The sequence below is a fragment of the Mycolicibacterium litorale genome (assembly GCF_010731695.1).
Taxonomy (GTDB): Bacteria; Actinomycetota; Actinomycetes; order Mycobacteriales; family Mycobacteriaceae; genus Mycobacterium; species Mycobacterium litorale.
In genome coordinates this window covers 639182-658997 of sequence record NZ_AP022586.1, presented here as the reverse complement: position 1 = coordinate 658997, position 19816 = coordinate 639182, and the positions used below count along the sequence as shown (strand labels likewise).

Sequence of the window (19816 nt, the reverse complement as noted above, 5' to 3'; positions counted from 1 at the left end):
CGATGACGCGACTCGCCGCCGTTGCCGACCTCGACGAGTTGATCGAGTACTACCGCACCCCTCCCGCGGGGCTGCGCGCCAACATGATCTTCAGTGCGGACGGCGCCGCCGCCTTCGCCGGACGCGCCGGCCCCCTGTCCGATCCGCTCGATCAGGCGCTGCTGCGTGAGCTGCGGGGGTTCGCCGACGTCGTCCTGGTGGGCGCCGGAACGGTGCGCGCCGAGCACTACGGCCCCGTCCGGGTCGAGGCGATGTCGCACAGCTGGTCCCCCGGCCGGCCGATCCCGCCGATTGCGGTCGTCAGCCTGTCGGGTGTGCTGCCGGACTCCCTGTTCGCCGATCCCGCGCAGCGGCCGATCCTCGTCACGACCCAGCGTGCGGCAGACGAGCACCGGCTGGCAGCCGATGAACGGCGTGACGTCCTCATCGCCGGTGAGCACACCGTCGACGTGTCCGATGTGCTGGCCGAGTTCCGGCGGCGCGGTCTGGATCATGTTCTGTGCGAAGGCGGTCCGACACTGTTGGACGAACTCGTCGCGGCCGACGTCGTCGACGAGATCTGCGTGACGGTGTCGCCGACACTGGCCGGTGTGCAGGACATCGGCCACGGCGCAGGCGCGCTCGCGTCGCCCAGGCCGATGCGGCTCGACCATGCCCTCACCCACGCCGACTACCTGTACCTGAAGTACTCACGTCATCGATGAGCTACTGGAACCACAACACCGCGTACCACCCGTGGCTCGTCCGTCTCGCCGCCGAACAGCGCGGAGATGCCCTCGACGTCGGTTGCGGCGACAGGCTTCTGGCGCAGCGCCTTGCGCCGGTGTCCCGGTCGGTGACCGCGATCGACCCCGACGCCGCAGCCGTGGCCCGAGCCGCTGAGCGGTTGGCCGGCATGCCGCACGCCGACGTGTCGCGGGCGGAGTTCCTGGAGTTCGACGGCCGGCGATTCGACCTCATCACGTTCGTCGCCAGCCTGCACCACATGCCATTGCGGCCCGCGCTCGAACACGCGAAGGACCTGCTGAGACCGCGCGGGCGGATCGCCGTCGTGGGTCTGGCGGCGAACAAGACCGCCACCGACTGGCTGTGGTCGGCGATGTGTCTGCCTGCCGTGCGGATCGCTTCACGCCTGCACCACGAGGTCCGCGACGTGGGCGTGCAGACGGCCCGACCGCACCAGAATCTCGACGAGATCCGCGCCGTCGCGGCGGACCTGTTGCCCGGTGCGTCGATCCGCCGCGGGCTGTACTACCGGTACCTGCTGACCTGGCAGAGCTAGCCGACCCCGCCCGCTAGGGTGGGCGCGTGGCTGAATCCGTACTGATGCAGGTGGACGATCACGTCGCCCTGGTCACCGTCAACGACCCCGACCGGCGCAACGCGGTGACGTTCGAGATGTCGGCCGCACTGCGCGCGGCGGTCGAATCGGCCGAAGCCGATCCGGACGTGCACGCACTGATCGTCACCGGCGCGGGCAAGGCATTCTGCGCGGGCGCGGACCTGACGGCCCTCGGTGAAGCCACCCGAGACGGACTGTTGCGCATCTACGACGGCTTTCTCGCCGTGGCGAACTGCACGCTGCCGACCATCGCGGCCGTCAATGGGGCGGCCGTCGGCGCCGGGCTCAACCTTGCGCTCGCCGCGGACGTCCGCATCGCCGGCCCGAACGCGTTGTTCGACCCGCGGTTCCAGAAGCTCGGCATCCACCCCGGTGGCGGCGCGACCTGGATGCTGCAGCGGGCCGTCGGACCCGAGGTGGCCCGCGCGGCGCTGCTGTTCGGCAAGCGCTTCGACGCCGAAACGGCCGTCCGGTACGGTCTCGCCCTCGAGGTCGCCGACGATCCCGTCGCCGCGGCCCGTGACCTCGCCGCCGGACCCGCCGCGGCCCCGCGTGAGATCGTCCTGGCCACGAAGGCCTCGATGCGCGCGACCGCCGATCCCGGCACCGTCGACACCGAACAGCACCGCGCTGCGGTCGACATCGAACTCGGACCGCAGGCGTCGTCCATCGAATCCCCCGAGTTCGCCCGTCGCCTCGCCGCGGCCAAGCGCCGCTAGGTCACAGGTCCAGCAGCGCGACCTCGGGTGTCTCGACGAGTTCGCGAAGCTCACCGAGGAACGCCGCCACCGCGGCCCCGTCGGCGATCCGGTGGTCGAACGCGCACGTCAACGTCATCGTGGGGCGGGCGACCACATCCCCGTCGACGACCACCGCCCTGGGCTTGAGCGATCCCATCCCGAGGATCGCCGCCTCCGGGTAGTTGATCACCGGCACGCCCTCGTCCAAGCCGAGCGCCCCGAAGTTCGACACCGTGAACGTCGACCCCGACAACTCCGCGGGCCGCACGCGTCCGGCACGCGCCTCTTCCACCAACCGCTCCACCACGCCCGCGAGTTCGCGGGTCGTCTTGTCCTGCGCGTCGGTGATCACCGGAACCAGCAGCCCACGCGGTGCGGCCACCCCGAACCCGAGGTGAATCGCCCTGTGGCGGTGGATCTGCGGACCGTCGGCCGTCTCGATCCACGTCGCGTTGAGCACCGGATGACGCGAGAGCGCCAGGGTGATCATCCGCAGCGTCAGCACGAACGGCGTCACCGGCGGATCGGTGTCGCGAAGCTGGTCGCGCAGCCGATCCCGGAGTGAAAGCAGGGCGCTGCCGTCCACGGTGACGCTCGCGTGCGCATCGGGGATCTCCCGGCGCGACAACGCCATCCGCCGCGCCATCTCGGCCTGCACGCCGCGCACCGCCGTCGTCTCGGCGGGACCAGGCGAGCCCGCGGGAGCCGTCCCCGCCGCGCGCTGTACGTCCTCGCGGGTGATCACCCCGTCCGGACCCGATGCGCGCACCCCGGTCAGGTCGACGTTCAACTCGGACGCCAGTTTGCGCACCGGCGGTTTGGCCCGCGGCCGCCGCGGCGCCATCCGTCTGCTGGCATCCATCGCATCGTCGGCGCCGTAGCCGACCAGCACCGGTTTGCGTTGCGGCGTGACCGATTCCGACGTCGCCGATTCCGAGGTCGTCGATTCCGACGTCGCCGATTCCGAGGTCGCGATGCGGATCAGCAGTGAGCCGACGTCGAGCGTCTGGCCGTCCTCGCCGCCGCGCTCGACGACCCGTCCCGCGTACGGGCTCGGGATCTCCACCTCCGCCTTGTTCGTCTCGACCGTGCACAGCGTCTGGTTCAGCTCGACCTCGTCGCCGACCTCGACCGCCCACGAGGTGATCGTCGCGTCCTGCAGCCCCTCGCCCAGGTCGGGCACCAGGAAATCCTGCACGCTCATGGCATCTCCAGCGTCCGCTGCACACAGTCCAGCAGCCGGTCCACACCCGGCAGCCACAGCTTCTCCAGCCGCGCCGGCGGATACGGGGTGTCGAACCCGGTAGCCCGCAGCACCGGTGCCTCGAGGTCGTAGAACAACTCCTCGGAGATCCGGGCGGCCAGTTCGGCGCCGAACCCCAGCGTCCGCGGCCCCTCGTGCATCACCACCGCGCGGCCCGTCTTCGCCACCGAGGCCGCCACCGTGGCGAAGTCCAGCGGGTTGAGCGTGCGCAGGTCCACGACCTCCAGCGACCAACCCGCCTCCGCGGCGGCGTGTTCGGCGGCCGACAGCGCCGTCGCCACCAGCGGACCGTAGGTGAGCACCGTGACGTCGGCACCGTCGCGCCGTACCGCCGCCCGCCCGATCGGCAGACCCGGCTGCGCGGTGTCCACCGGTTCGCGGGCCCAGTACCGGCGTTTGGGTTCCAGGTAGATCACCGGGTCGCGGCTGTCGATCGCGTAGCGCAGCAGCCAGTAGGCATCGGCGGGGCTCGACGGTGTCACCACCTTGAGACCGGCGGTGTGCAGCCAGTAGGTCTCCGTCGACTCCGAATGATGTTCCACCGCACCGATTCCGCCGAACGACGGGATACGGACGGTCACGGGCATGTCCACATCGCCGCGGGTCCGCATGCGGTACTTCGCGAGATGGCTGACCACCTGGTCGAACGCCGGCGCGGCGAAACCGTCGAATTGGATCTCGGGCACCGGGACGAAGCCGCGGATCGCCATGCCGATCGCGATGCCGATGATCGCCGACTCAGCGAGCGGGGTGTCGAAACACCGCTGCGCGCCGAAGGTCCCGGCCAGCCCGTCGGTCACCCGGAACACCCCGCCCAGCGTCGCGACGTCCTCGCCGAACACCAGCACCCGGTTGTCGGCGGCCATCGCGTCGTGCAGTGCGCGGTTGATGGCCTGCACCATCGTCAGCTCGGCGACCGGCGGGACATCGGTGAGCAACGGCTCGTCGCCGTCGGCGCCGGCGGGCCGCTCGATCAGCTGCGTCATGTCACGCCTCCTTGGCCAGCTCGGCGAGCAACCGGTCGCGCTGCTCCGCCAGATCCGGGGTGATGTCGCGGTAGACCGTGTCGAACACCTCGGCGACGTCGACGTCCGGCGCACCGACGACGGCGTCGCGCAATTCGGCCCGCAACCGCTTCGACCTGGCGGCCACCCGCTCCTCCAGACGTTCGGTCAAGAGACCGGCGCCCTCCAGGTACGCGCGGTACCGCGGGATCGGGTCCAGCGCCCGCCACCGGTCCACCTCGTCCGGGTCGCGGTATCGGCTCGGATCATCGGAGGTGGTGTGCGGTCCGAGCCGGTAGGTGACCGCCTCGATCAGCGTGGGTCCACCACCGTCGCGTGCCCGCGCCGCCGCCTCGGACATCACCGCGAAACAGGCCAGTACGTCGTTACCGTCGACGCGCACCCCCGGCATGCCGTATCCGGCGGCGCGGTGGGCGATCGACGGTCCGGCCACCTGGCGTTCGACCGGCACCGAGATCGCCCACTGGTTGTTCTGCACGAAGAACACGCACGGCACCTGGTAGACCGCGGCGAGGTTCATCGCCTCGTGCACGTCGCCCTCGCTGGTGGCGCCGTCGCCCAGGAACACCACCGTCACCGAATCCTCGCCGAGGCGCTGGGCGGCCATCGCGGCGCCGACGGCGTGCAGGCCCTGGGTGCCGATGGGGATGGAGATCGGCGCGCAGCACTTCGCGGTGAACTCCAGCCCGCCGTGCCACTTGCCCCGCCACACCGCGGCCATCTGCCCCGGGGTGATGCCGCGCAGCAGGAACGCGCCGATCTCCCGGTACTGGGGAAAGAGCCAGTCGGTCTTGCGCAGACATGCCGTGGCGCCCACCTGGGCGGCTTCCTGGCCGCGGCACGAGGCGTACAGCGCGAGCTCGCCCTGGCGCTGCAGGTGGACGAACTCGGTGTCGAGGTCGCGGGTGACGACCATCGTCTCGTAGAGCCAGCAGAGGGTCTCCGGAGGAGGCAGGTCCCGGTGGTCGGGGTGCTGCGCGCTCGGTGTGCCGTCGGCACCCACCAGCTGCACAGGGTCCACGAGGACGCCGGCCATACCGCCTCCTTCAGATCGCATCGACGGCATGTTTCGCCGTCCGACGACTTCAGGCGCTCAGCGTGTGGCGGTCGGAGCAGGATCCCTTGGTGGAGGGCTGTCGGCTAGCTACCGGGGTGTGGTGCCAGCGCGACGATGCGCTCTGCCCGCCTCAGCACTGGGGCATCCACCATTATGCCCTCGAACTGGAAGACGCCCCGCTGATCGCGCGACGTGTCCAGGACACGGCGGGCCCAGTCGGCCTGTTCGTCGGTGGGCCGGTAGCCGTCGCGGATCACCGCGACCTGGGACGGATGGATCGCGACCTTGGCGTCGAACCCGACGGCGACCGCATCGTCGACCTCGGCCCGCAGCCCGTCGAGGTCCTTGATGTCGAGGTACACCGAGTCCAGCGCCATGCGCCCGTAGGCCTTGGCGGCCAGCAGCGACTGGGAGCGGACGTGCACGGCGAAGTCGCGGTAGGCGCCGTCGGGCCACCGGCTCGACGTCCCGCCGAGCACCGCCAGCAGATCCTCGGCGCCCCACATGACCGCCACGCAGTTCTCCACGCGACTGGACTCGGCGACGGTGAGCGCGCCGAGCGGCGTCTCGATCAGCGCCACGACGTCGAGCGGCGCGAGCGCGCTCACCTGCTCGGCGGCTTCGGTCTTGGCCAGCATCACGGTCGTGTAGTCCGTGCGGGCGAGTGCCTGCAGGTCGAGTCGGTGGTCGGCGGTGGTGGCCGGGTTGACCCGCACCACGGTGTGCGCCGGGTCGAGCGGATGGTCGATCACCGCCTGGCGGGCCGCCTCGCGGTGCCTGGCGGCCACCCCGTCCTCGAGGTCGAGGATCACCACATCCGCCGCGGCGGCGGCCTTCTCGAACCGCTCCGGCCGGTCGGCCGGACAGAACAGCCACCCTGGCCCTGTGGTGCCGAGCATCAGGCCTCCTCGCGGGGTTGCTTGCGCACCATGGTCTTTCGCGACGCGGTGGCGACGACGTCGCCGTGCTGGTTGCGCCCGACATGGGCGAACGTCACGATGCCCTCTCCCGGCCTGCTCCTGGACTCCCGCTTCTCGAGCACCTCGGTCTCGGCGTACAGCGTGTCGCCGTGGAACAGCGGTTTGGGGAACGCGACCTCGCCGAACCCCAGGTTGCCGACGATCGTGCCCTGGGTGAGCTGGGCGACCGACAGTCCCACCAGGGTCGACAGCGTGAACATCGAGTTGACCAGCCGCTGGTGGAACGGCGGCAGTGCGTCGGAGAACGCCGCGTCGAGGTGCAGCGCCTGGGTGTTCATGGTCAGCGTGGTGAACAGCACGTTGTCGGCCTCGGTGATGGTGCGCCCGGGCCGGTGCTGGTAGAGCACGCCGGTCTCGAACTCCTCGAACCACAGCCCGCGCTGGACGACGACCTTCTTGTCGCTCTCTTCGCTCACAGGCCGGCCTGCCGTGCGATCAGCATCAACTGCACTTCGGTTGTGCCCTCGCCGATTTCGAGGATCTTGCTGTCGCGGTAGTGCCGGGCGACGGTGAACTCGTTCATGAAGCCGTAGCCGCCGAAGATCTGGGTGGCGTCGCGCGCGTTGTCCATCGCGGCCTCGCTGGCGACCAGCTTGGCGATCGCGGCCTCCTTCTTGAACGGCTTACCGGACAGCATGAGCGCGGCCGCGTCGTAGTAGGCGGTGCGCGCGGTGTGGGCCCGCGCCTCCATCCGCGCGATCTTGAACGCGATGGCCTGGTTGGCGCCGATCGGGCGGCCGAACGCCTCCCGCTCTTTGGCGTACTGGATGCTCTCGTCGACGCAGCCCTGCGCGGCGCCGACGGACAGCGCGGCGATCGCGATGCGGCCCTCGTCGAGGATGCGCAGGAAGTTGGCGTAGCCGCGGCCGCGTTCACCGAGCAGGTTCTCTTCGGGAACGCGGACGTCGTCGAAGCTCAGCGGATGGGTGTCCGACGCGTTCCAGCCGACCTTGTTGTAGGCCGGTTCGGCGGTGAACCCCTCGGTGGGCACGGGTACGAGGATCGACGAGATCTCCTTGCGCCCATCGGATTCGCCCGTGACCGCGGTGACGGTCACCAGTTTGGTGATGTCGGTGCCGGAGTTGGTGATGAACTGCTTGCTGCCGTTGATCACCCAGTGCCCGTCGTCGAGGCGCGCGGTGGTCTTGGTGGCGCCGGCGTCGCTGCCGCCGCCGGGTTCGGTCAGCCCGAACGCCGCGAGCGCCTGCCCGCTGGTCAGCTGTGGCAACCACTCCCGCTTCTGGTCCTCGTTGCCGAAGCGGTACACCGGCATCGCGCCCAGTGACACACCCGCCTCCAGCGTGATCGCCACGCTCTGGTCGACCTTGCCGAGTTCCTCGAGCGCCAGGCACAGCGCGAAGTAGTCGCCGCCCATCCCGCCGTACTCCTCGGGGAACGGCAGGCCGAACAGCCCCATGTCGGCCATCCCGCGCACCACCTCGTACGGGAACGAATGCTCCTCGTCGTGTTTGGCGGCCACCGGTGCGACAACGGTGCGCGCGAAGTCGCGGACGGTCTTGGCGAGTTGTTCGTAGTGGTCCGGCAGGGTGCCGGACGACAGGAAGTCGGTCATGACTGGTCTCCTTTGTCGGTAGCGAGAATTCGCGCCAGCGGCTGGCCCACCTTCACCTGGTCGCCGACGGCCACGAGGAGTTCCACCACACCGTCGACGGGTGCGGTCAGGGCGTGTTCCATCTTCATCGCCTCCACGGTGACCACCACGGCACCGGACGTCACGGTCGCCCCGGCTTCGATGCCGACGGCCACCACGGATCCGGGCATCGGGCTGGTCAGTTCCGCGTCCCCGCTGTGGGCGTCGTCCTGGCGCACCGGGGCCTCGCGGACCTCCTCGACCGCCACGGTGCGGTCCGCGCCGGCGAGCCACATCTGTGCCCCGTCGGCGGCGACGAGGTAGTCGCCGCGCAGACCGTCGAGGGTGACGACGAGCCGTTCCCCGTCGAGAGTGGCTGTGAGCGAACGGGTCTCACCGTCCTCTACCCTCGCGGTGGCCGCCCGCGGGCTGCCGGTGAGGTGGACGTGGTCGGTGCGTTTGCCGGACCGCAAGCGATGTGTGGTGGGTGCGTGGTCGCCGATCCGCCACCCCGACGGCACCGCCCACAGGTCACCGCCCGGCGTCGGCCACTGCCGCAGCCAGAGGTATGCGGCAGCCGCGATCAGGTCGTCGTCGCTCACCTCGGCCGGGGTGTAGTCGGGCGCCCTGCGGTCGAGCAGCCCGGTGTCGAGCCGGCCGGCGGCGACGTCGCGGTCGGTGAGCAGGAACCGCACGAAGTCGATGTTCGTGTCGACGCCGAGCACCGCGGTCCGCGCCAGCGCGCGGTCGAGTGACCGCAGCGCGGCCGGCCGGTCGGCGCCGTGCGCGATCACCTTCGCCAGCATCGGGTCGTAGTCGCTGCCGACCACCGCACCGGCGGTCAGCCCCGAGTCCACCCGCACCCCGGCCCCGGTGGGTTCGGACAGGCCGTGGACGGTGCCGCCGGTGGGCAGGAACCCGCGGCCCGGATCCTCGGCGTAGACGCGCGCCTCGACCGCGTGGCCGTGCAGGACGACGTCGTCCTGGGCGATCGGCAGCTTCTCCCCTGCCGCGATGCGGACCTGCTGTTCGACCAGGTCGATACCGGTGACCATCTCGGTCACCGGATGCTCCACCTGCAGGCGGGTGTTCATCTCCATGAAGAAGAACTCGTCGGGCCGGTCGGCCGACACGATGAACTCCACCGTGCCCGCGCCGGTGTAGTCCACGCTACGCGCGGTGTTGCAGGCCGCGGCACCGATCCTGGCGCGGGTGCCGGCGTCGAGCAGCGGTGACGGCGCCTCCTCGATGACCTTCTGGTGGCGGCGCTGCAGGCTGCACTCGCGTTCGCCGAGGTGGATGACGTTGCCGAACCCGTCGGCGAGCACCTGCACCTCGATGTGGCGCGGATTGAGCACGAAGCGCTCCAGGAACAGCGTGTCGTCGCCGAACGCGGCGGCCGCCTCACGGCGGGCGCTGATCAGCGCGGCAGGCAACTCGCTCGCGTCGTGCACCATCCGCATACCCTTGCCGCCGCCACCGGCCGACGGCTTCACCAGCACGGGGAAGCCGACGTCGGGGGCGCCGCCGATCAGGTCGTCGTCGGTCAGCCCGGGCCGCGAGATACCGGGTACGACCGGGACCCCGAACGCCGAGACCGCCGCCTTCGCGGCGATCTTGTCGCCCATCGTGCGGATCGCCCCGACGGGTGGTCCGATGAACACGATGCCCGCGTCCTGCAGCGCGGCGGCGAATTCGGCGTTCTCGGAGAGGAATCCGTATCCCGGGTGCACGGCCTGGGCGCCGGTGCGGCGTGCGGCGGACACCACCGCGTCGATGTCGAGATAGCTCTGCCGGGCTGCGGCGGGGCCGATGCGGACGGCGACGTCGGCCTCGGCGACGTGACGCGCGCCGGCGTCGGCATCGCTGAAGACCGCCACCGAGCGGATGCCCATCGTGCGCAGGGTGCGGATCACCCGCACGGCGATCTCGCCGCGATTCGCGACCAGTACGGTTTCAAAACTCATGATCACATCCGGAAGACGCCGTAGGAAACAGGCTCCAGCGGCGCCTGCGCGACAATCGAAAGAGCCAACCCGACAACGGTTCTGGTGTCGGCGGGGTCGATGACGCCGTCGTCCCACAACCGGGCCGTCGAATAGTAGGGGTTGCCCTGCCGTTCGTACTGTTCGCGGATCGGGGCCTTGAACTCCTGCTCCTGTTCGGGCGTCATCTCACCGCGCACGGTGGCCAGCACGGAGGCGGCCTGCTCACCGCCCATCACCGAGATCCGCGCATTGGGCCACATCCACAGGAAGCGCGGCGAATACGCGCGGCCGCACATCGAATAGTTGCCCGCCCCGTACGAGCCGCCGATGACGACGGTCAGCTTCGGCACCCGCGCGCACGCGACCGCGGTGACCATCTTCGCGCCGTGTTTGGCGATCCCCGACGCCTCGTAGTCGCGGCCGACCATGAACCCGGAGATGTTCTGAAGGAAGAGCAGCGGCACCACGCGCTTGTCGCACAGCTCGATGAAGTGGGCACCCTTTTGGGCCGATTCACCGAACAGCACACCGTTGTTGGCGATGATGCCGACGGGGTGGCCGTGGATGCGGGCGAACCCGGTCACCAGCGTGGCCCCGTATTCGGCCTTGAACTCAGCGAATTCGCCGCCGTCGACGATGCGGGTGATGACCTCGTGCACGTCGTAGGGCACGCGTGAGTCGACCGGGACGACGTCGTAGAGCTCGGTCTGATCGGCCACCGCGTCCACCGCCGGAGCCACGTCCCACGGCGGCGGCTGCGGGCGGCCGAGCGTGCCGACGATGCGCCGCACGATCCGCAGTGCGTCGCGGTCGTCGTGGGCGAGGTGGTCGGTGACGCCGGAGGTCTTGGAGTGCAGGTCGCCGCCGCCGAGCTCCTCGGCGGTGACGACCTCTCCGGTGGCGGCCTTCACCAGCGGCGGTCCGCCGAGGAAGATGGTGCCCTGATTGCGCACGATGACCGCTTCGTCGCTCATCGCGGGCACGTAAGCCCCACCGGCGGTGCAGGATCCGAGGACCGCGGCGATCTGCGCGATACCCTGGGCGCTCAGCGTGGCCTGGTTGTAGAAGATGCGGCCGAAGTGATCGCGGTCCGGGAAGACCTCGTCCTGGCGTGGCAGGAACGCGCCGCCGGAGTCGACCAGGTACACGCACGGCAACCGGTTCTGCCCCGCGATCTCCTGGGCGCGCAGGTGCTTCTTGACCGTCACCGGGTAGTAGGTGCCGCCTTTGACCGTCGCGTCGTTGGCGACGATCATGCACTCGCGTCCCGAGATGCGCCCGATGCCGGCGATCATGCCGGCGCCGGGGCATTCGTCGTCGTACATGCCGTCGGCGGCCAGTGGGGCGATCTCCAGGAACGGGCTTCCGGCATCCAGCAGGCCGTCGACGCGGTCACGCGGCAGCAGCTTGCCGCGGTTGACGTGGCGTTCGCGCGCCTTGGCGGGCCCGCCGAGCGCCGCCCCCGCGAGCTTGCTGCGCAACTCCTCGACGAGCGCTGTGTGCTCGTCACGATGTGATGCCCGCGGTGCCATCGGTGAACCCGTTCATTTGAGTTAATGACGACTAACTCGTGGTATGTTAATCACGATTAACACCCGGTGTCCACCCCCGACCGCAGAGGCTTGTCATGGCGTCGACGTCAGTCGCGAACACCCGCCGGAGCCGGGCGAAGTCGGACCGCCGCGGCCAGCTGATCGCCGCCGCGGAACGCCTTGTCGCCGAGAAGGGTTACCTCGCGGTGCGCCTGGAGGACATCGGCGCCGCCGTCGGCGTGAGCGGGCCGGCGATCTACCGGCACTTCCCGAACAAGGAGGCGCTGCTCGTCGAGCTGCTGGTGGGGATCAGCACCCGGCTACTCGCCGGCGCCCGGGAAGTGCTCGCCGAAGCCGCCGACGCGGCGGCCGCGCTCGACGGGCTGATCGACTTCCACCTGGACTTCGCGCTCGGCGAGTCGGACCTCATCCGTATCCAGGACCGGGACCTGGGCCACCTGCCCGAGCCGGCGAAACGTCAGGTCCGCCGGGCGCAGCGGCAGTACGTCGAGATCTGGGTTGAGGTGTTGCGCGCGTTGGACGCCACCCTCGGTGAAGCGGAGGCGCGGTTGATGGCCCATGCCGCGTTCGGTCTGCTCAACTCCACCCCGCACAGCGTCAAACCCGGACCCAACAAAGCGGCCGAGGCCAGCTCGCGCACTGTCCTACGAGCGATGACAGTGGCGGCGCTGACCTCGGCCGGTCGGCTACAGAGCTAGTACCAGACTTTTCGGCCCCCGACCGCGCGGCCGGTCGCCCCGAGAATCCAGAAGATGGCCCCAACGACCACGAGTACCGCACCGATGGTCGTCAGGATGTTCATGCCCAGGACGAATCCCAACACCACCAAGATGATTCCGAGAATTATCACTGTCTACTCCTTCTCCCTTACTTGTTGGCGCCAGTCGTCACTGGCTGGGCTGGGGAAGCTGAACCTCGGTGCAGTCCACCTTCGGGTTGACGCCCGCGTAATTCAGCGGACCCGCGACAACCGTCAACGCCACCCGAGCTGTGGTGGCGCAGTTGGCGTCCCCTGATTTGAAATAATCGCGCTGAAAGGCGGCTACGACGCCGATCAGCAACCAGACGAGCACGATGACGCCGATGATCCCTCTCATGCCGTCCCTCCATCCTGTTCGCGCCGGTGTGACGCGGCAGGACCGTTTACCCCTGAGGCAATTTCTCCAAACCCGGTGCCAGCGACGCCGAAGTCAGTGCACAGCAGTCGGTGCGAAAGCCTTCAGCAGCCAGGCCGTCATGGCATTGAGCAGCGCAGTGCGGTTCTCGCGCTTGACGATCTCGTGGCCGTCGTCGTCGAAGACGAGCAGTTCGACGGTGCGGTCCAGTGCGCGCAATGCGTCGAACATTTGCTCGGATTCGCTCGGCGGAACGTTGGTGTCGTTGCCGCCGTGCACGAGCAGCAGCGGTGCGGTCAGCGCGGACGCCCGCAGCAGCGGTGAGAGCCGCTCGAGCAGGTCGCGGTCACCGATCGGATGGCCGTACTTCGGGTACGCAGCCGCGGCGATCCACGGCTCGGTGTTGCGGTACCAGGTGTTCAGATCGCTCATCCCGCAGATGCTGATGCCCGCGGCGAACAGCTCCGGGTGAAACGTCAAGGCCGCCTGCGTCAGATAACCGCCGTAGGACCAGCCGCAGCACGCGATGCGGTCGGCGGGCACGGCTTCACGATCGATCAGGTACTGCACGCAGTCTGCGACGTCGTCGATGGCGGCGAACCGCAACTCCTTGTCGTCGGCGTGCATGAACGCGCGGCCGAATCCGCCGGAGCCCCGCACATTCGGCGTGAACACGGTGATCCCCGCCGCCAGCAGCGCCGGGTAGTACTCGTTGTAACCCGGCCTCGACTGCCCTTCGGGCCCGCCGTGCAGGAAGATCATCGCGCCGACGGGTTCCACCGGCGCCGGCGGGCGGTACATCCAGCCGGTCAGCTCCAGCCCGTCGCGGGCGACGACCACCTCCAGCGTCGGATCCGCCGTCAGGGGGCCTTCACTGGGCTCGCGGTCGACGCGCTGCCATTCCCGTGAGCGGGGATCGACCAGCTCGACGGTCGGCGGCAGCGACGGGCTTTCCACGGTCATCGCGACCATCGAACCGCCCGCGCTGATGCTCAGTTCCGTCGCGACGAGGCCGGGCAACGGAATCGGGCCGGACAGCGTGTTGTCCGCGTACTCGAGGATCTGGAGTTCGCTGCAGCCGTTGACATTCCACAGCAGGGCGACGGTCGACAGGTCGTCGCTGACGACGAACTCGTCGAGGTCGAACCCCGGCTTCTCGGCGACGACGTGGTAGGACACACCCTCCGAGGTGGCGGTGACCTCGATGAGCCGGGCGTGCGTGCCACCGTTGTCGCTGCGGATCAGCGCCCGCACGTACCCCTCGGAACTGTTGAGTCCGTAGTCCTTGGCCGGGTGGAACAGCTCGAACGTTTCTCCGGTCGGCCCCGAACGCAGCCGGCGCGGGCTGTGGTCGTCGAGGATGAATCCCATGTCGGTGGTCGACCCGGGATCGTAGGGCAGCAGCACCATCTCGGTCTGTCCGCGCAGCATGATGAGATCGCGGTAGCCGCGGGGCCCCACCCGCACCAGCGCGGCACCGGCCCACGCGTCGACCAGCCGGCCCGCCGAGCGGCGGTCCAGCACGATCGTGTGGCCGTCAGCCGGGTTGATCAGACACGAACTGCCGACCCCGTCCTCGCCGGTGAGGATCGCCGCGACCTGCGTGCCGTCCCACCCGATGAGTTCGGCGCTGCCCTCCGGATGGCCCTCGGGCCACGAATCGATACGGCGGGCATCGCGGTCGTCGGGATCGGTTGTGACGACCCAGATCTGGAATCGGTCACTGCCGTCCGGGGCGACCTGACAGGCAAGCCAGTGCCCGTCGGCGGAGTGCAGCACGCGGGTGACCGGACCCTCGACCGGGAGTTCGACGTCACGCGAAGAGCTCGCGCGCCAGCCCAGCAGGAACCGTTGCACCGCGCGGGGGAAGCCGCCGTCGTCGACGAGGTGGGCGAATGCCGTCGCATCGGGCGACAGCGACGCACCGTAGTTCGCCCGCACCTGACGTCTCACGCGTTGATTCTCCATCGTCTCGTCACCGGTGACCGGACGGCCACCCACCTGACGGTATCGACGTCTGCAAGGACCGGCACACCCAACACCGCGACGGCGCGACGGGATCCGCAGGTACCCTGCGACCATGAGGTGGGTATGACCGAGTCACCACGTCGGGACGGCGCCGAGCCGACCCAACCGCTGGGGAACAGCTACCCGGGTCCGCCGGACCCGGCGTACGCCAACCAGACCCCGTACGGTCCGCCCTACCAGCCCCCCGCCGGGCCGAATCCCACCGAACGGCTGTCGCCGTACTACCAGTATGGCCAATACGGGTACGACCCGTACGCGACCGGACAGTACGGACCCGGGTATCCCCCCGGCGCGCCGCAGCAACAGCCCCCCGAGGGACCCAAATCGCCGATGTGGTTGTGGGTTCTGGCGGGCGCGGTGGTGCTGCTCGTCGTCGCCCTGGTCATCGCGCTCGTCATCGCCAACAGCTCCCGGCAGCAGACCGTCGTCGCGCCCGCGCCGTCGATGCCGGAGCCCACCGCGACGACCACCCCGCGGCCCACCACGCCGACGCGCACACCCACCCCGGTGGTACCGCTGCCGACCACGCCTCCCTCGCCCACTCCGCCCACGACAGCGCCGTCGGAGGCGACCGAGACCGTCACCTACGACGTGATCGGCGAGGGCCGCGTCATCAACATCACCTACACCGACACCGGCGGGGTCCCGCAGACCGAGTTCAACGTGGCGCTGCCGTGGAGCAAGCAGGTCGAGTTGCCTGCACCGGCGCGTAGTTCGGCCCGCATCAGCATCATCAACGTGGGCCGCGACGTCACGTGCTCGGTGTCGATCAACGGCACCCGGGTGCAGCAGAACACCGGGTCAGGGCTGACGTTCTGCGTCGGCACCCGCTGACACCGGCGACCACGGATGCGGTGCGCGCACCGCGAGCATGGCCAGGAGCCCGACGGCCAGCACCACGCACAGGCCGCCCATACCCGCGCGGTCAGTGCCGAACAGATCGATGAACATGAAGAACAGCCACGGCGCCAGGAAGGCCACGGCCCGCCCCGTCGTCGTGTACAGGCCGAACGCGACGCCCTCCTTGCCCGCGGCGGACATCCGCAACATGAGCGTGCGCGCCGAGGACTGCGTCGGCCCGATGAACAGGCACAGCAGCAGCCCGCACACCCAGAACGCCGTCGCACCGGACAGGCTCAGCAGCGTCAGTCCAACCGTGATCATGGCGGTCAGTGACACCACGATCACCCGTTTGGAGCCGACCCGGTCGTCGAGCAGACCGCCGATGACCGCACCGACCGCCGCCACCACGCACGCGCTCACCCCGAACAGCAGGACGTCGGCCTCGGAAATGCCGTAGACGCTCACGCCGAGCACCGCACCGAACGCGAACACCCCGGCCAGGCCGTCGCGGAACACCGCGCTGGCGAGCAGGTAGTAGATGATGTTGCGGTCCCGCCGCCACTCGCCGACGACCTCCGACCACAGCTTGCGATAGGCGGAGAACACCCCGGTGGGCGGCACGTCGTCATCGTCGGGGCCGGGCACATGCGGCGGCACGGTGAGCAGCAGCGGCAGCGCGAACAGCAGGAACCAGGCGGCGGCCAGCAGCATCGCCGCGCGGACGTTCTGGCCGTCGGCGACCGGCAGCCCGAGCAGACCGCGGGTGTCGCCGTCGCCGGCGACGAAGCCCACGTACACCAGCAGCAGCAGGACGACGCTGCCGAGATACCCGGCGGCCCACCCCAATCCGGAGACCCGGCCCGAACTCTGCGGGCCGGCCAACTGCCGCAGCATCGTGTTGTAGGGCACGCTGGCCAGATCGCCGCACGCCGCGGTGCAGGCGAGCAGCACCAGCCCCGCCCACAGGTAGCGGTGGTCGTCGCGGATCAGGCTCATCGAGGCGGTGAGCAGGACGGCCGTCCCGGTCAGCAGCGTCAGCACCGCGCGCCGCCGGCGCGGGGCCTGCACCCACACCCCGGTCACCGGCGCCAGCACCGCCACCACCAGACCCGCCACGGTCATCGCGCGGCCCAGCCAACTGGTCGCCGACGTGTCGCCCGGCAGATCCGATCCGACCGCACCGGTCAGGTAGACCGCGAACACGAACGTGGCGACGATCGCGTTCATACCGGTGTTCCCGCAGTCCCACAGCGCCCACGCCAGCACGCGGGCGCGGCCGGCAACCGGTGCCGAGGGTGGGCTGGCCGGCGCAGGTTGAGTCACGCTCGCCCACGATATAGTCCGGCGCATGCCAGTACCCGCACCCCGACCCGATGCCCGCGCGGTCGTCACCGGCGCCTCTCAGAACATCGGCGAAGCGCTGGCCACGGAATTGGCCGCGCGCGGACACCACCTGATCATCACCGCCCGCCGCGAGGAGGTCCTGACCGCGCTGGCGCAACGGCTGACCGAGCGCTACGGCGTCACCGTCGAGGTGCGGCCGGTCGACCTGGCCGACCCGACCGCGCGGACCACGCTGTGCGAGGAGCTGGCCACCCGCGAGATCTCCATCCTGTGCGCGAATGCGGGCACCGCCACGTTCGGACCCGTCGCCAAGCTCGATCCGGCCGACGAGAAGGCGCAGGTGCAGCTGAACGTGCTGGGCGTGCACGACCTGGTGCTCGCGGTGCTGCCGGGCATGGTGGCCCGCCGGAACGGCGGCATTCTCATCTCCGGATCGGCGGCCGGGAATTCCCCCATCCCGAACAACGCCACCTACGCGGCGACCAAGGCGTTCGTCAACACGTTCAGCGAGTCGCTGCGCGGCGAGCTCAAGGGCGTCGGTGTGCATGTGACGCTGCTGGCGCCGGGGCCCGTGCGCGAGACGCTGCCCGACGAGCACGAGCAGTCGCTGGTGGAGAAGCTCATCCCCGACTTCCTGTGGATCTCCACCGAGTACACCGCGAAGCTCTCGCTCGACAGTCTCGAGCGCAACAAGATGCGGGTGGTGCCGGGGGTGACCTCGAAGGCCATGTCGGTCGCCAGCGGATACACCCCACGCGCGATCGTCACGCCGATCGTCGGGGCCGTTTACAAGAAGCTCGGCGGCGACTAGCTGTACTCGGGGCGGCCTAGCGACGGGTGTCGGCATGCGCGTTCAGCGGAGGCGAATACCCTGAATCGTTGTGCGTGACGAATTGGTGTGGATCGACTGCGAGATGACCGGGCTGGATCTGAGTAAGGATCTGCTCATCGAGATCGCGGTCCTGGTGACCGATGCCGACCTGAACATCCTCGGCGACGGGCTCGACGTGGTCATCCACGCGCCCGACGAGGCGCTGGACGCGATGATCCCCGTGGTGACCGATATGCACACCCGCTCGGGGCTGATCCAGGAGGTGCGCGCCTCGACGGTCGATCTCGCGACCGCCGAGGAGATGGTGCTCGACTTCATCCGCGGGCACGTCAAACAGGCCAAGACCGCCCCGCTGGCCGGCAACTCGATCGCCACCGACCGCGGCTTCATCGCGCGCGACATGGCCAAACTCGACGAGTACCTGCACTACCGGATGATCGACGTCAGCTCGATCAAGGAGCTGTGCCGCCGGTGGTATCCGCGGATCTACTTCGGCCAGCCGGAGAAGGGCCTGGCGCACCGTGCGCTGGCCGACATCCACGAGTCGATCCGCGAGCTGAAGTACTACCGGCAGACCGCGTTCGTCGCTCCGCCGGGGCCGTCGACCAGCGATATCGCCGCCATCGCGGCCGAGCTCGGGCCGCCCGGCAAGGACGGGACCGGAACCGATTCGGTCTGACGGCATCCGACCGGTTAAGATCGACGGGCTGCACGGCCCGGCGGGTCAGCAGCGATGGTGGCTGTAGTTCAGTTGGTAGAGCACCAGGTTGTGATCCTGGCTGTCGCGGGTTCGAGTCCCGTCAGCCACCCCGAGTACGAAGAAGCGCCTCACCCCGAAAGGGTGAGGCGCTTCTTCGTTGGGGTTCAGACTCCGGCGTTGCCCGCCTTCCACTGCTCCCACGGGATGTTCCAGTCGCCGAGACCGTCGGTGCCGGGCAGCACCGAACCCACGGTGTTGACCACCTCGACGATGTCGCCGCGCTTGGTGTTGTCGTAGAACCACTTCGCGTTCGACGGGCTCACGTTGAGGCAGCCGTGGCTGACGTTGCTGTGGCCCTGGCTGCCCACCGACCACGGCGCGGAGTGAACGTAGATGCCGCTGTAGGACATCTGGGTGGCCCAGTCGACCTCGGTGCGGTAGCCGTTGGGCGAGTTGACCGGAACGCCGTACGTCGACGAGTCCATCACCAGATGCGAGTATCGGTCGCCGATGATGTACGTGCCGTTGTTGGTCGGCGTGCTGTTCTTGCCCATCGAGATCGGCATGGTCTTGACGACCTCGCCGTTGCGCCGGACCGTCAACGTCTTGGTGGCGTCGTCGGCCGTCGCGACGACCTGGTCGCCGATCGTGAACTCGGTCTTGACGTTCTCCTGGCCGAACAGCCCGTCGCCGAGATCGACGCCATAGGTGTTCACCGCCACCGACACCTTGGTGCCCGGCTTCCAGTACTCCTCGGGACGCCAGCGCACTTCCTGGTTGCTCAGCCAGTAGAACGCGCCCTCGACCGGCGGATCGGTCTTCACCGTGATCGCGCGCTGCGCCGCCAGCCTATTGGTGATGCTCTCGTCGAAACGGATCGCCACCGGCTGGCCGACACCCACGACCTCACCCTCGTTGGGCAGCACGTAGGGCATCGTCAGGTTCTCCGGCGAATGCGTCTCGAACGTCATCTGCCGACTGGTCACACCGCCGAGGCCCATCGACTTCGCGGTGAGCGTGTAGCTCTTGTTGTAGCCGAGCGGCTCGGTGGTGGCCCAGGTGAGGCCGTCCGGGCTCAGCTTGCCCTCGACCGGCTCACCGTCCTCGTTGACCATCGTGACCGAACCGAGCACACCGCCTTCGGCGCCGACGGTGACCGGACTGTCGACCGCGACGCCCACGGCGCCGTCGCTCACCGACGAGATGAGCTTGGGCACCAGCAGGTCACCGAAGGGTGTGCCCTTGTCGGAGATCACCTGCGGGGTCTCGGGTTCTGCGTCACTCGAGCACGAGGTGAGCCCCAGCACGACGGCGGGGACCACCAGCATGCCCGCCCACCAGGCCCGTTGCCGACGCGGACGGGTCTCTGAACGGACCTGCCACATTGTCTTCTCCACCTCACACCCAGGGTTCT

General features: G+C 69.4%; 20 protein-coding genes and 1 tRNA gene. 8 read left to right on the top strand and 13 right to left on the bottom strand.

From position 1 onward, the window contains the following. Nucleotides 1–2 precede the first annotated feature (2 nt). The 3 genes from G6N30_RS03175 to G6N30_RS03165 are packed head-to-tail and all read left to right on the top strand — an operon-like array spanning nt 3 to nt 2061. Nucleotides 3–704 carry a pyrimidine reductase family protein gene (locus G6N30_RS03175; protein ID WP_134059914.1) on the top strand — a complete coding sequence of 234 codons (702 nt, stop codon included), beginning with the start codon at nt 3–5 and terminating at the stop codon, nt 702–704. After that, on the top strand, nt 701–1282 hold the full coding sequence (locus G6N30_RS03170) for a class I SAM-dependent methyltransferase (RefSeq protein ID WP_134059912.1): 582 nt from the start codon (nt 701–703) through the stop codon (nt 1280–1282). Before G6N30_RS03175 ends, G6N30_RS03170 begins: the two co-directional genes overlap by 4 nt. Before the next feature lie 26 nt (nt 1283–1308). Then, on the top strand, nt 1309–2061 hold the full coding sequence (locus tag G6N30_RS03165; protein ID WP_134059910.1) for an enoyl-CoA hydratase: 753 nt from the start codon (nt 1309–1311) through the stop codon (nt 2059–2061). A 1-nt stretch (nt 2062) separates the two neighbouring features. Here the strand turns inward: G6N30_RS03165 and G6N30_RS03160 are convergent, their stop codons facing one another. From G6N30_RS03160 to G6N30_RS03125, 8 genes are all read right to left on the bottom strand, one after another. After that, complete coding sequence (locus G6N30_RS03160; RefSeq protein ID WP_134059908.1) at nt 2063–3286, bottom strand: dihydrolipoamide acetyltransferase family protein; 1224 nt, start codon at nt 3284–3286, stop codon at nt 2063–2065. Continuing rightward, complete coding sequence (locus tag G6N30_RS03155) at nt 3283–4332, bottom strand: alpha-ketoacid dehydrogenase subunit beta (protein ID WP_134059906.1); 1050 nt, start codon at nt 4330–4332, stop codon at nt 3283–3285. The genes G6N30_RS03160 and G6N30_RS03155 overlap by 4 nt, the downstream gene beginning before the upstream one ends. A 1-nt stretch (nt 4333) precedes the next feature. Further along, nucleotides 4334–5407: a pyruvate dehydrogenase (acetyl-transferring) E1 component subunit alpha gene (pdhA, locus tag G6N30_RS03150; protein WP_134059904.1), complete on the bottom strand. Its 1074-nt coding sequence runs from the start codon at nt 5405–5407 to the stop codon at nt 4334–4336. A 104-nt stretch (nt 5408–5511) separates the two neighbouring features. Beyond that, nucleotides 5512–6327, bottom strand: coding sequence for an HpcH/HpaI aldolase/citrate lyase family protein (locus G6N30_RS03145; RefSeq protein ID WP_179965544.1), 816 nt, complete (start codon nt 6325–6327; stop codon nt 5512–5514). Then, nucleotides 6327–6824: a MaoC family dehydratase gene (locus G6N30_RS03140; RefSeq protein ID WP_134059902.1), complete on the bottom strand. Its 498-nt coding sequence runs from the start codon at nt 6822–6824 to the stop codon at nt 6327–6329. Before G6N30_RS03140 ends, G6N30_RS03145 begins: the two co-directional genes overlap by 1 nt. After that, nucleotides 6821–7981, bottom strand: a complete 1161-nt coding sequence (locus G6N30_RS03135; protein WP_134059900.1) for an acyl-CoA dehydrogenase family protein — start codon at nt 7979–7981, stop codon at nt 6821–6823. The genes G6N30_RS03140 and G6N30_RS03135 overlap by 4 nt, the downstream gene beginning before the upstream one ends. After that, nucleotides 7978–9966, bottom strand: coding sequence for an acetyl-CoA carboxylase biotin carboxylase subunit (locus G6N30_RS03130; protein ID WP_134059898.1), 1989 nt, complete (start codon nt 9964–9966; stop codon nt 7978–7980). Before G6N30_RS03130 ends, G6N30_RS03135 begins: the two co-directional genes overlap by 4 nt. Nucleotides 9967–9968: 2 nt before the next feature. Further along, nucleotides 9969–11519 (bottom strand): carboxyl transferase domain-containing protein, encoded by a 1551-nt coding sequence (locus tag G6N30_RS03125; protein WP_134059896.1) that lies wholly within the window; start codon nt 11517–11519, stop codon nt 9969–9971. Nucleotides 11520–11614: 95 nt separating this feature from the next. Between G6N30_RS03125 and G6N30_RS03120 the strand changes: the two genes are divergently transcribed. Beyond that, a complete protein-coding gene (locus tag G6N30_RS03120) occupies nt 11615–12238 on the top strand; it encodes an SACE_7040 family transcriptional regulator (protein WP_134059893.1) in 624 nt (207 codons plus the stop codon). Here G6N30_RS03120 and G6N30_RS26885 read toward each other — a convergent pair. The 3 genes from G6N30_RS26885 to G6N30_RS03110 all read right to left on the bottom strand — a co-directional run bounded on the left by G6N30_RS26885 (nt 12235) and on the right by G6N30_RS03110 (nt 14623). Next, the gene (locus G6N30_RS26885; protein WP_166674618.1) at nt 12235–12390 is read right to left on the bottom strand and encodes a DUF6131 family protein; all 156 of its coding nucleotides are present in this window, start codon (nt 12388–12390) and stop codon (nt 12235–12237) included. The genes G6N30_RS03120 and G6N30_RS26885 overlap by 4 nt on opposite strands. 37 nt (nt 12391–12427) lie before the next feature. Continuing rightward, a complete protein-coding gene (locus tag G6N30_RS03115) occupies nt 12428–12637 on the bottom strand; it encodes a hypothetical protein (protein WP_134059891.1) in 210 nt (69 codons plus the stop codon). A 93-nt stretch (nt 12638–12730) separates the two neighbouring features. Then, nucleotides 12731–14623: an alpha/beta hydrolase family protein gene (locus G6N30_RS03110; RefSeq protein WP_134059889.1), complete on the bottom strand. Its 1893-nt coding sequence runs from the start codon at nt 14621–14623 to the stop codon at nt 12731–12733. Between the two features lie 123 nt (nt 14624–14746). On the opposite strand from G6N30_RS03110, the gene G6N30_RS03105 reads away from it, so the two are divergent. Continuing rightward, entirely contained in the window at nt 14747–15517 is a 771-nt protein-coding gene (locus G6N30_RS03105; RefSeq protein WP_134059887.1) for an MmpS family transport accessory protein, read from the top strand. Here G6N30_RS03105 and G6N30_RS03100 read toward each other — a convergent pair. Beyond that, the gene (locus G6N30_RS03100; RefSeq protein ID WP_163687365.1) at nt 15485–16849 is read right to left on the bottom strand and encodes an MFS transporter; all 1365 of its coding nucleotides are present in this window, start codon (nt 16847–16849) and stop codon (nt 15485–15487) included. The genes G6N30_RS03105 and G6N30_RS03100 overlap by 33 nt on opposite strands. 25 nt (nt 16850–16874) lie before the next feature. Here G6N30_RS03100 and cmrA point away from each other — a divergent pair, with 25 nt between their 5' ends. From cmrA to G6N30_RS03085, 3 genes are all read left to right on the top strand, one after another. Then, nucleotides 16875–17681, top strand: coding sequence for a mycolate reductase (gene cmrA, locus G6N30_RS03095; protein WP_134059882.1), 807 nt, complete (start codon nt 16875–16877; stop codon nt 17679–17681). A 70-nt stretch (nt 17682–17751) separates the two neighbouring features. Next, on the top strand, nt 17752–18381 hold the full coding sequence (gene orn / locus G6N30_RS03090; protein ID WP_134059880.1) for an oligoribonuclease: 630 nt from the start codon (nt 17752–17754) through the stop codon (nt 18379–18381). Nucleotides 18382–18438: 57 nt separating this feature from the next. Further along, a tRNA-His gene (locus G6N30_RS03085) sits at nt 18439–18511 on the top strand. A 55-nt stretch (nt 18512–18566) separates the two neighbouring features. Here the strand turns inward: G6N30_RS03085 and G6N30_RS03080 are convergent. Further along, the gene (locus G6N30_RS03080; RefSeq protein WP_134059878.1) at nt 18567–19787 is read right to left on the bottom strand and encodes a L,D-transpeptidase; all 1221 of its coding nucleotides are present in this window, start codon (nt 19785–19787) and stop codon (nt 18567–18569) included. Nucleotides 19788–19816 lie beyond the last annotated feature (29 nt).

Coding starts and splice junctions, on each gene's coding strand:
- cmrA (WP_134059882.1), top strand. CDS start 16,875: ATGCCAGTACCCGCACCCCGACCCGATGCCCGCGCGGTCGTCACCGGC.
- G6N30_RS03105 (WP_134059887.1), top strand. CDS start 14,747: ATGACCGAGTCACCACGTCGGGACGGCGCCGAGCCGACCCAACCGCTG.
- G6N30_RS03135 (WP_134059900.1), bottom strand. CDS start 7,981: ATGACCGACTTCCTGTCGTCCGGCACCCTGCCGGACCACTACGAACAA.
- G6N30_RS03160 (WP_134059908.1), bottom strand. CDS start 3,286: ATGAGCGTGCAGGATTTCCTGGTGCCCGACCTGGGCGAGGGGCTGCAG.
- G6N30_RS03175 (WP_134059914.1), top strand. CDS start 3: ATGACGCGACTCGCCGCCGTTGCCGACCTCGACGAGTTGATCGAGTAC.
- G6N30_RS03145 (WP_179965544.1), bottom strand. CDS start 6,327: ATGCTCGGCACCACAGGGCCAGGGTGGCTGTTCTGTCCGGCCGACCGG.
- G6N30_RS03120 (WP_134059893.1), top strand. CDS start 11,615: ATGGCGTCGACGTCAGTCGCGAACACCCGCCGGAGCCGGGCGAAGTCG.
- G6N30_RS03110 (WP_134059889.1), bottom strand. CDS start 14,623: ATGGAGAATCAACGCGTGAGACGTCAGGTGCGGGCGAACTACGGTGCG.
- pdhA (WP_134059904.1), bottom strand. CDS start 5,407: ATGGCCGGCGTCCTCGTGGACCCTGTGCAGCTGGTGGGTGCCGACGGC.
- G6N30_RS03125 (WP_134059896.1), bottom strand. CDS start 11,519: ATGGCACCGCGGGCATCACATCGTGACGAGCACACAGCGCTCGTCGAG.
- G6N30_RS03170 (WP_134059912.1), top strand. CDS start 701: ATGAGCTACTGGAACCACAACACCGCGTACCACCCGTGGCTCGTCCGT.
- G6N30_RS03080 (WP_134059878.1), bottom strand. CDS start 19,787: ATGTGGCAGGTCCGTTCAGAGACCCGTCCGCGTCGGCAACGGGCCTGG.
- G6N30_RS03115 (WP_134059891.1), bottom strand. CDS start 12,637: ATGAGAGGGATCATCGGCGTCATCGTGCTCGTCTGGTTGCTGATCGGC.
- G6N30_RS03130 (WP_134059898.1), bottom strand. CDS start 9,966: ATGAGTTTTGAAACCGTACTGGTCGCGAATCGCGGCGAGATCGCCGTG.
- G6N30_RS03155 (WP_134059906.1), bottom strand. CDS start 4,332: ATGACGCAGCTGATCGAGCGGCCCGCCGGCGCCGACGGCGACGAGCCG.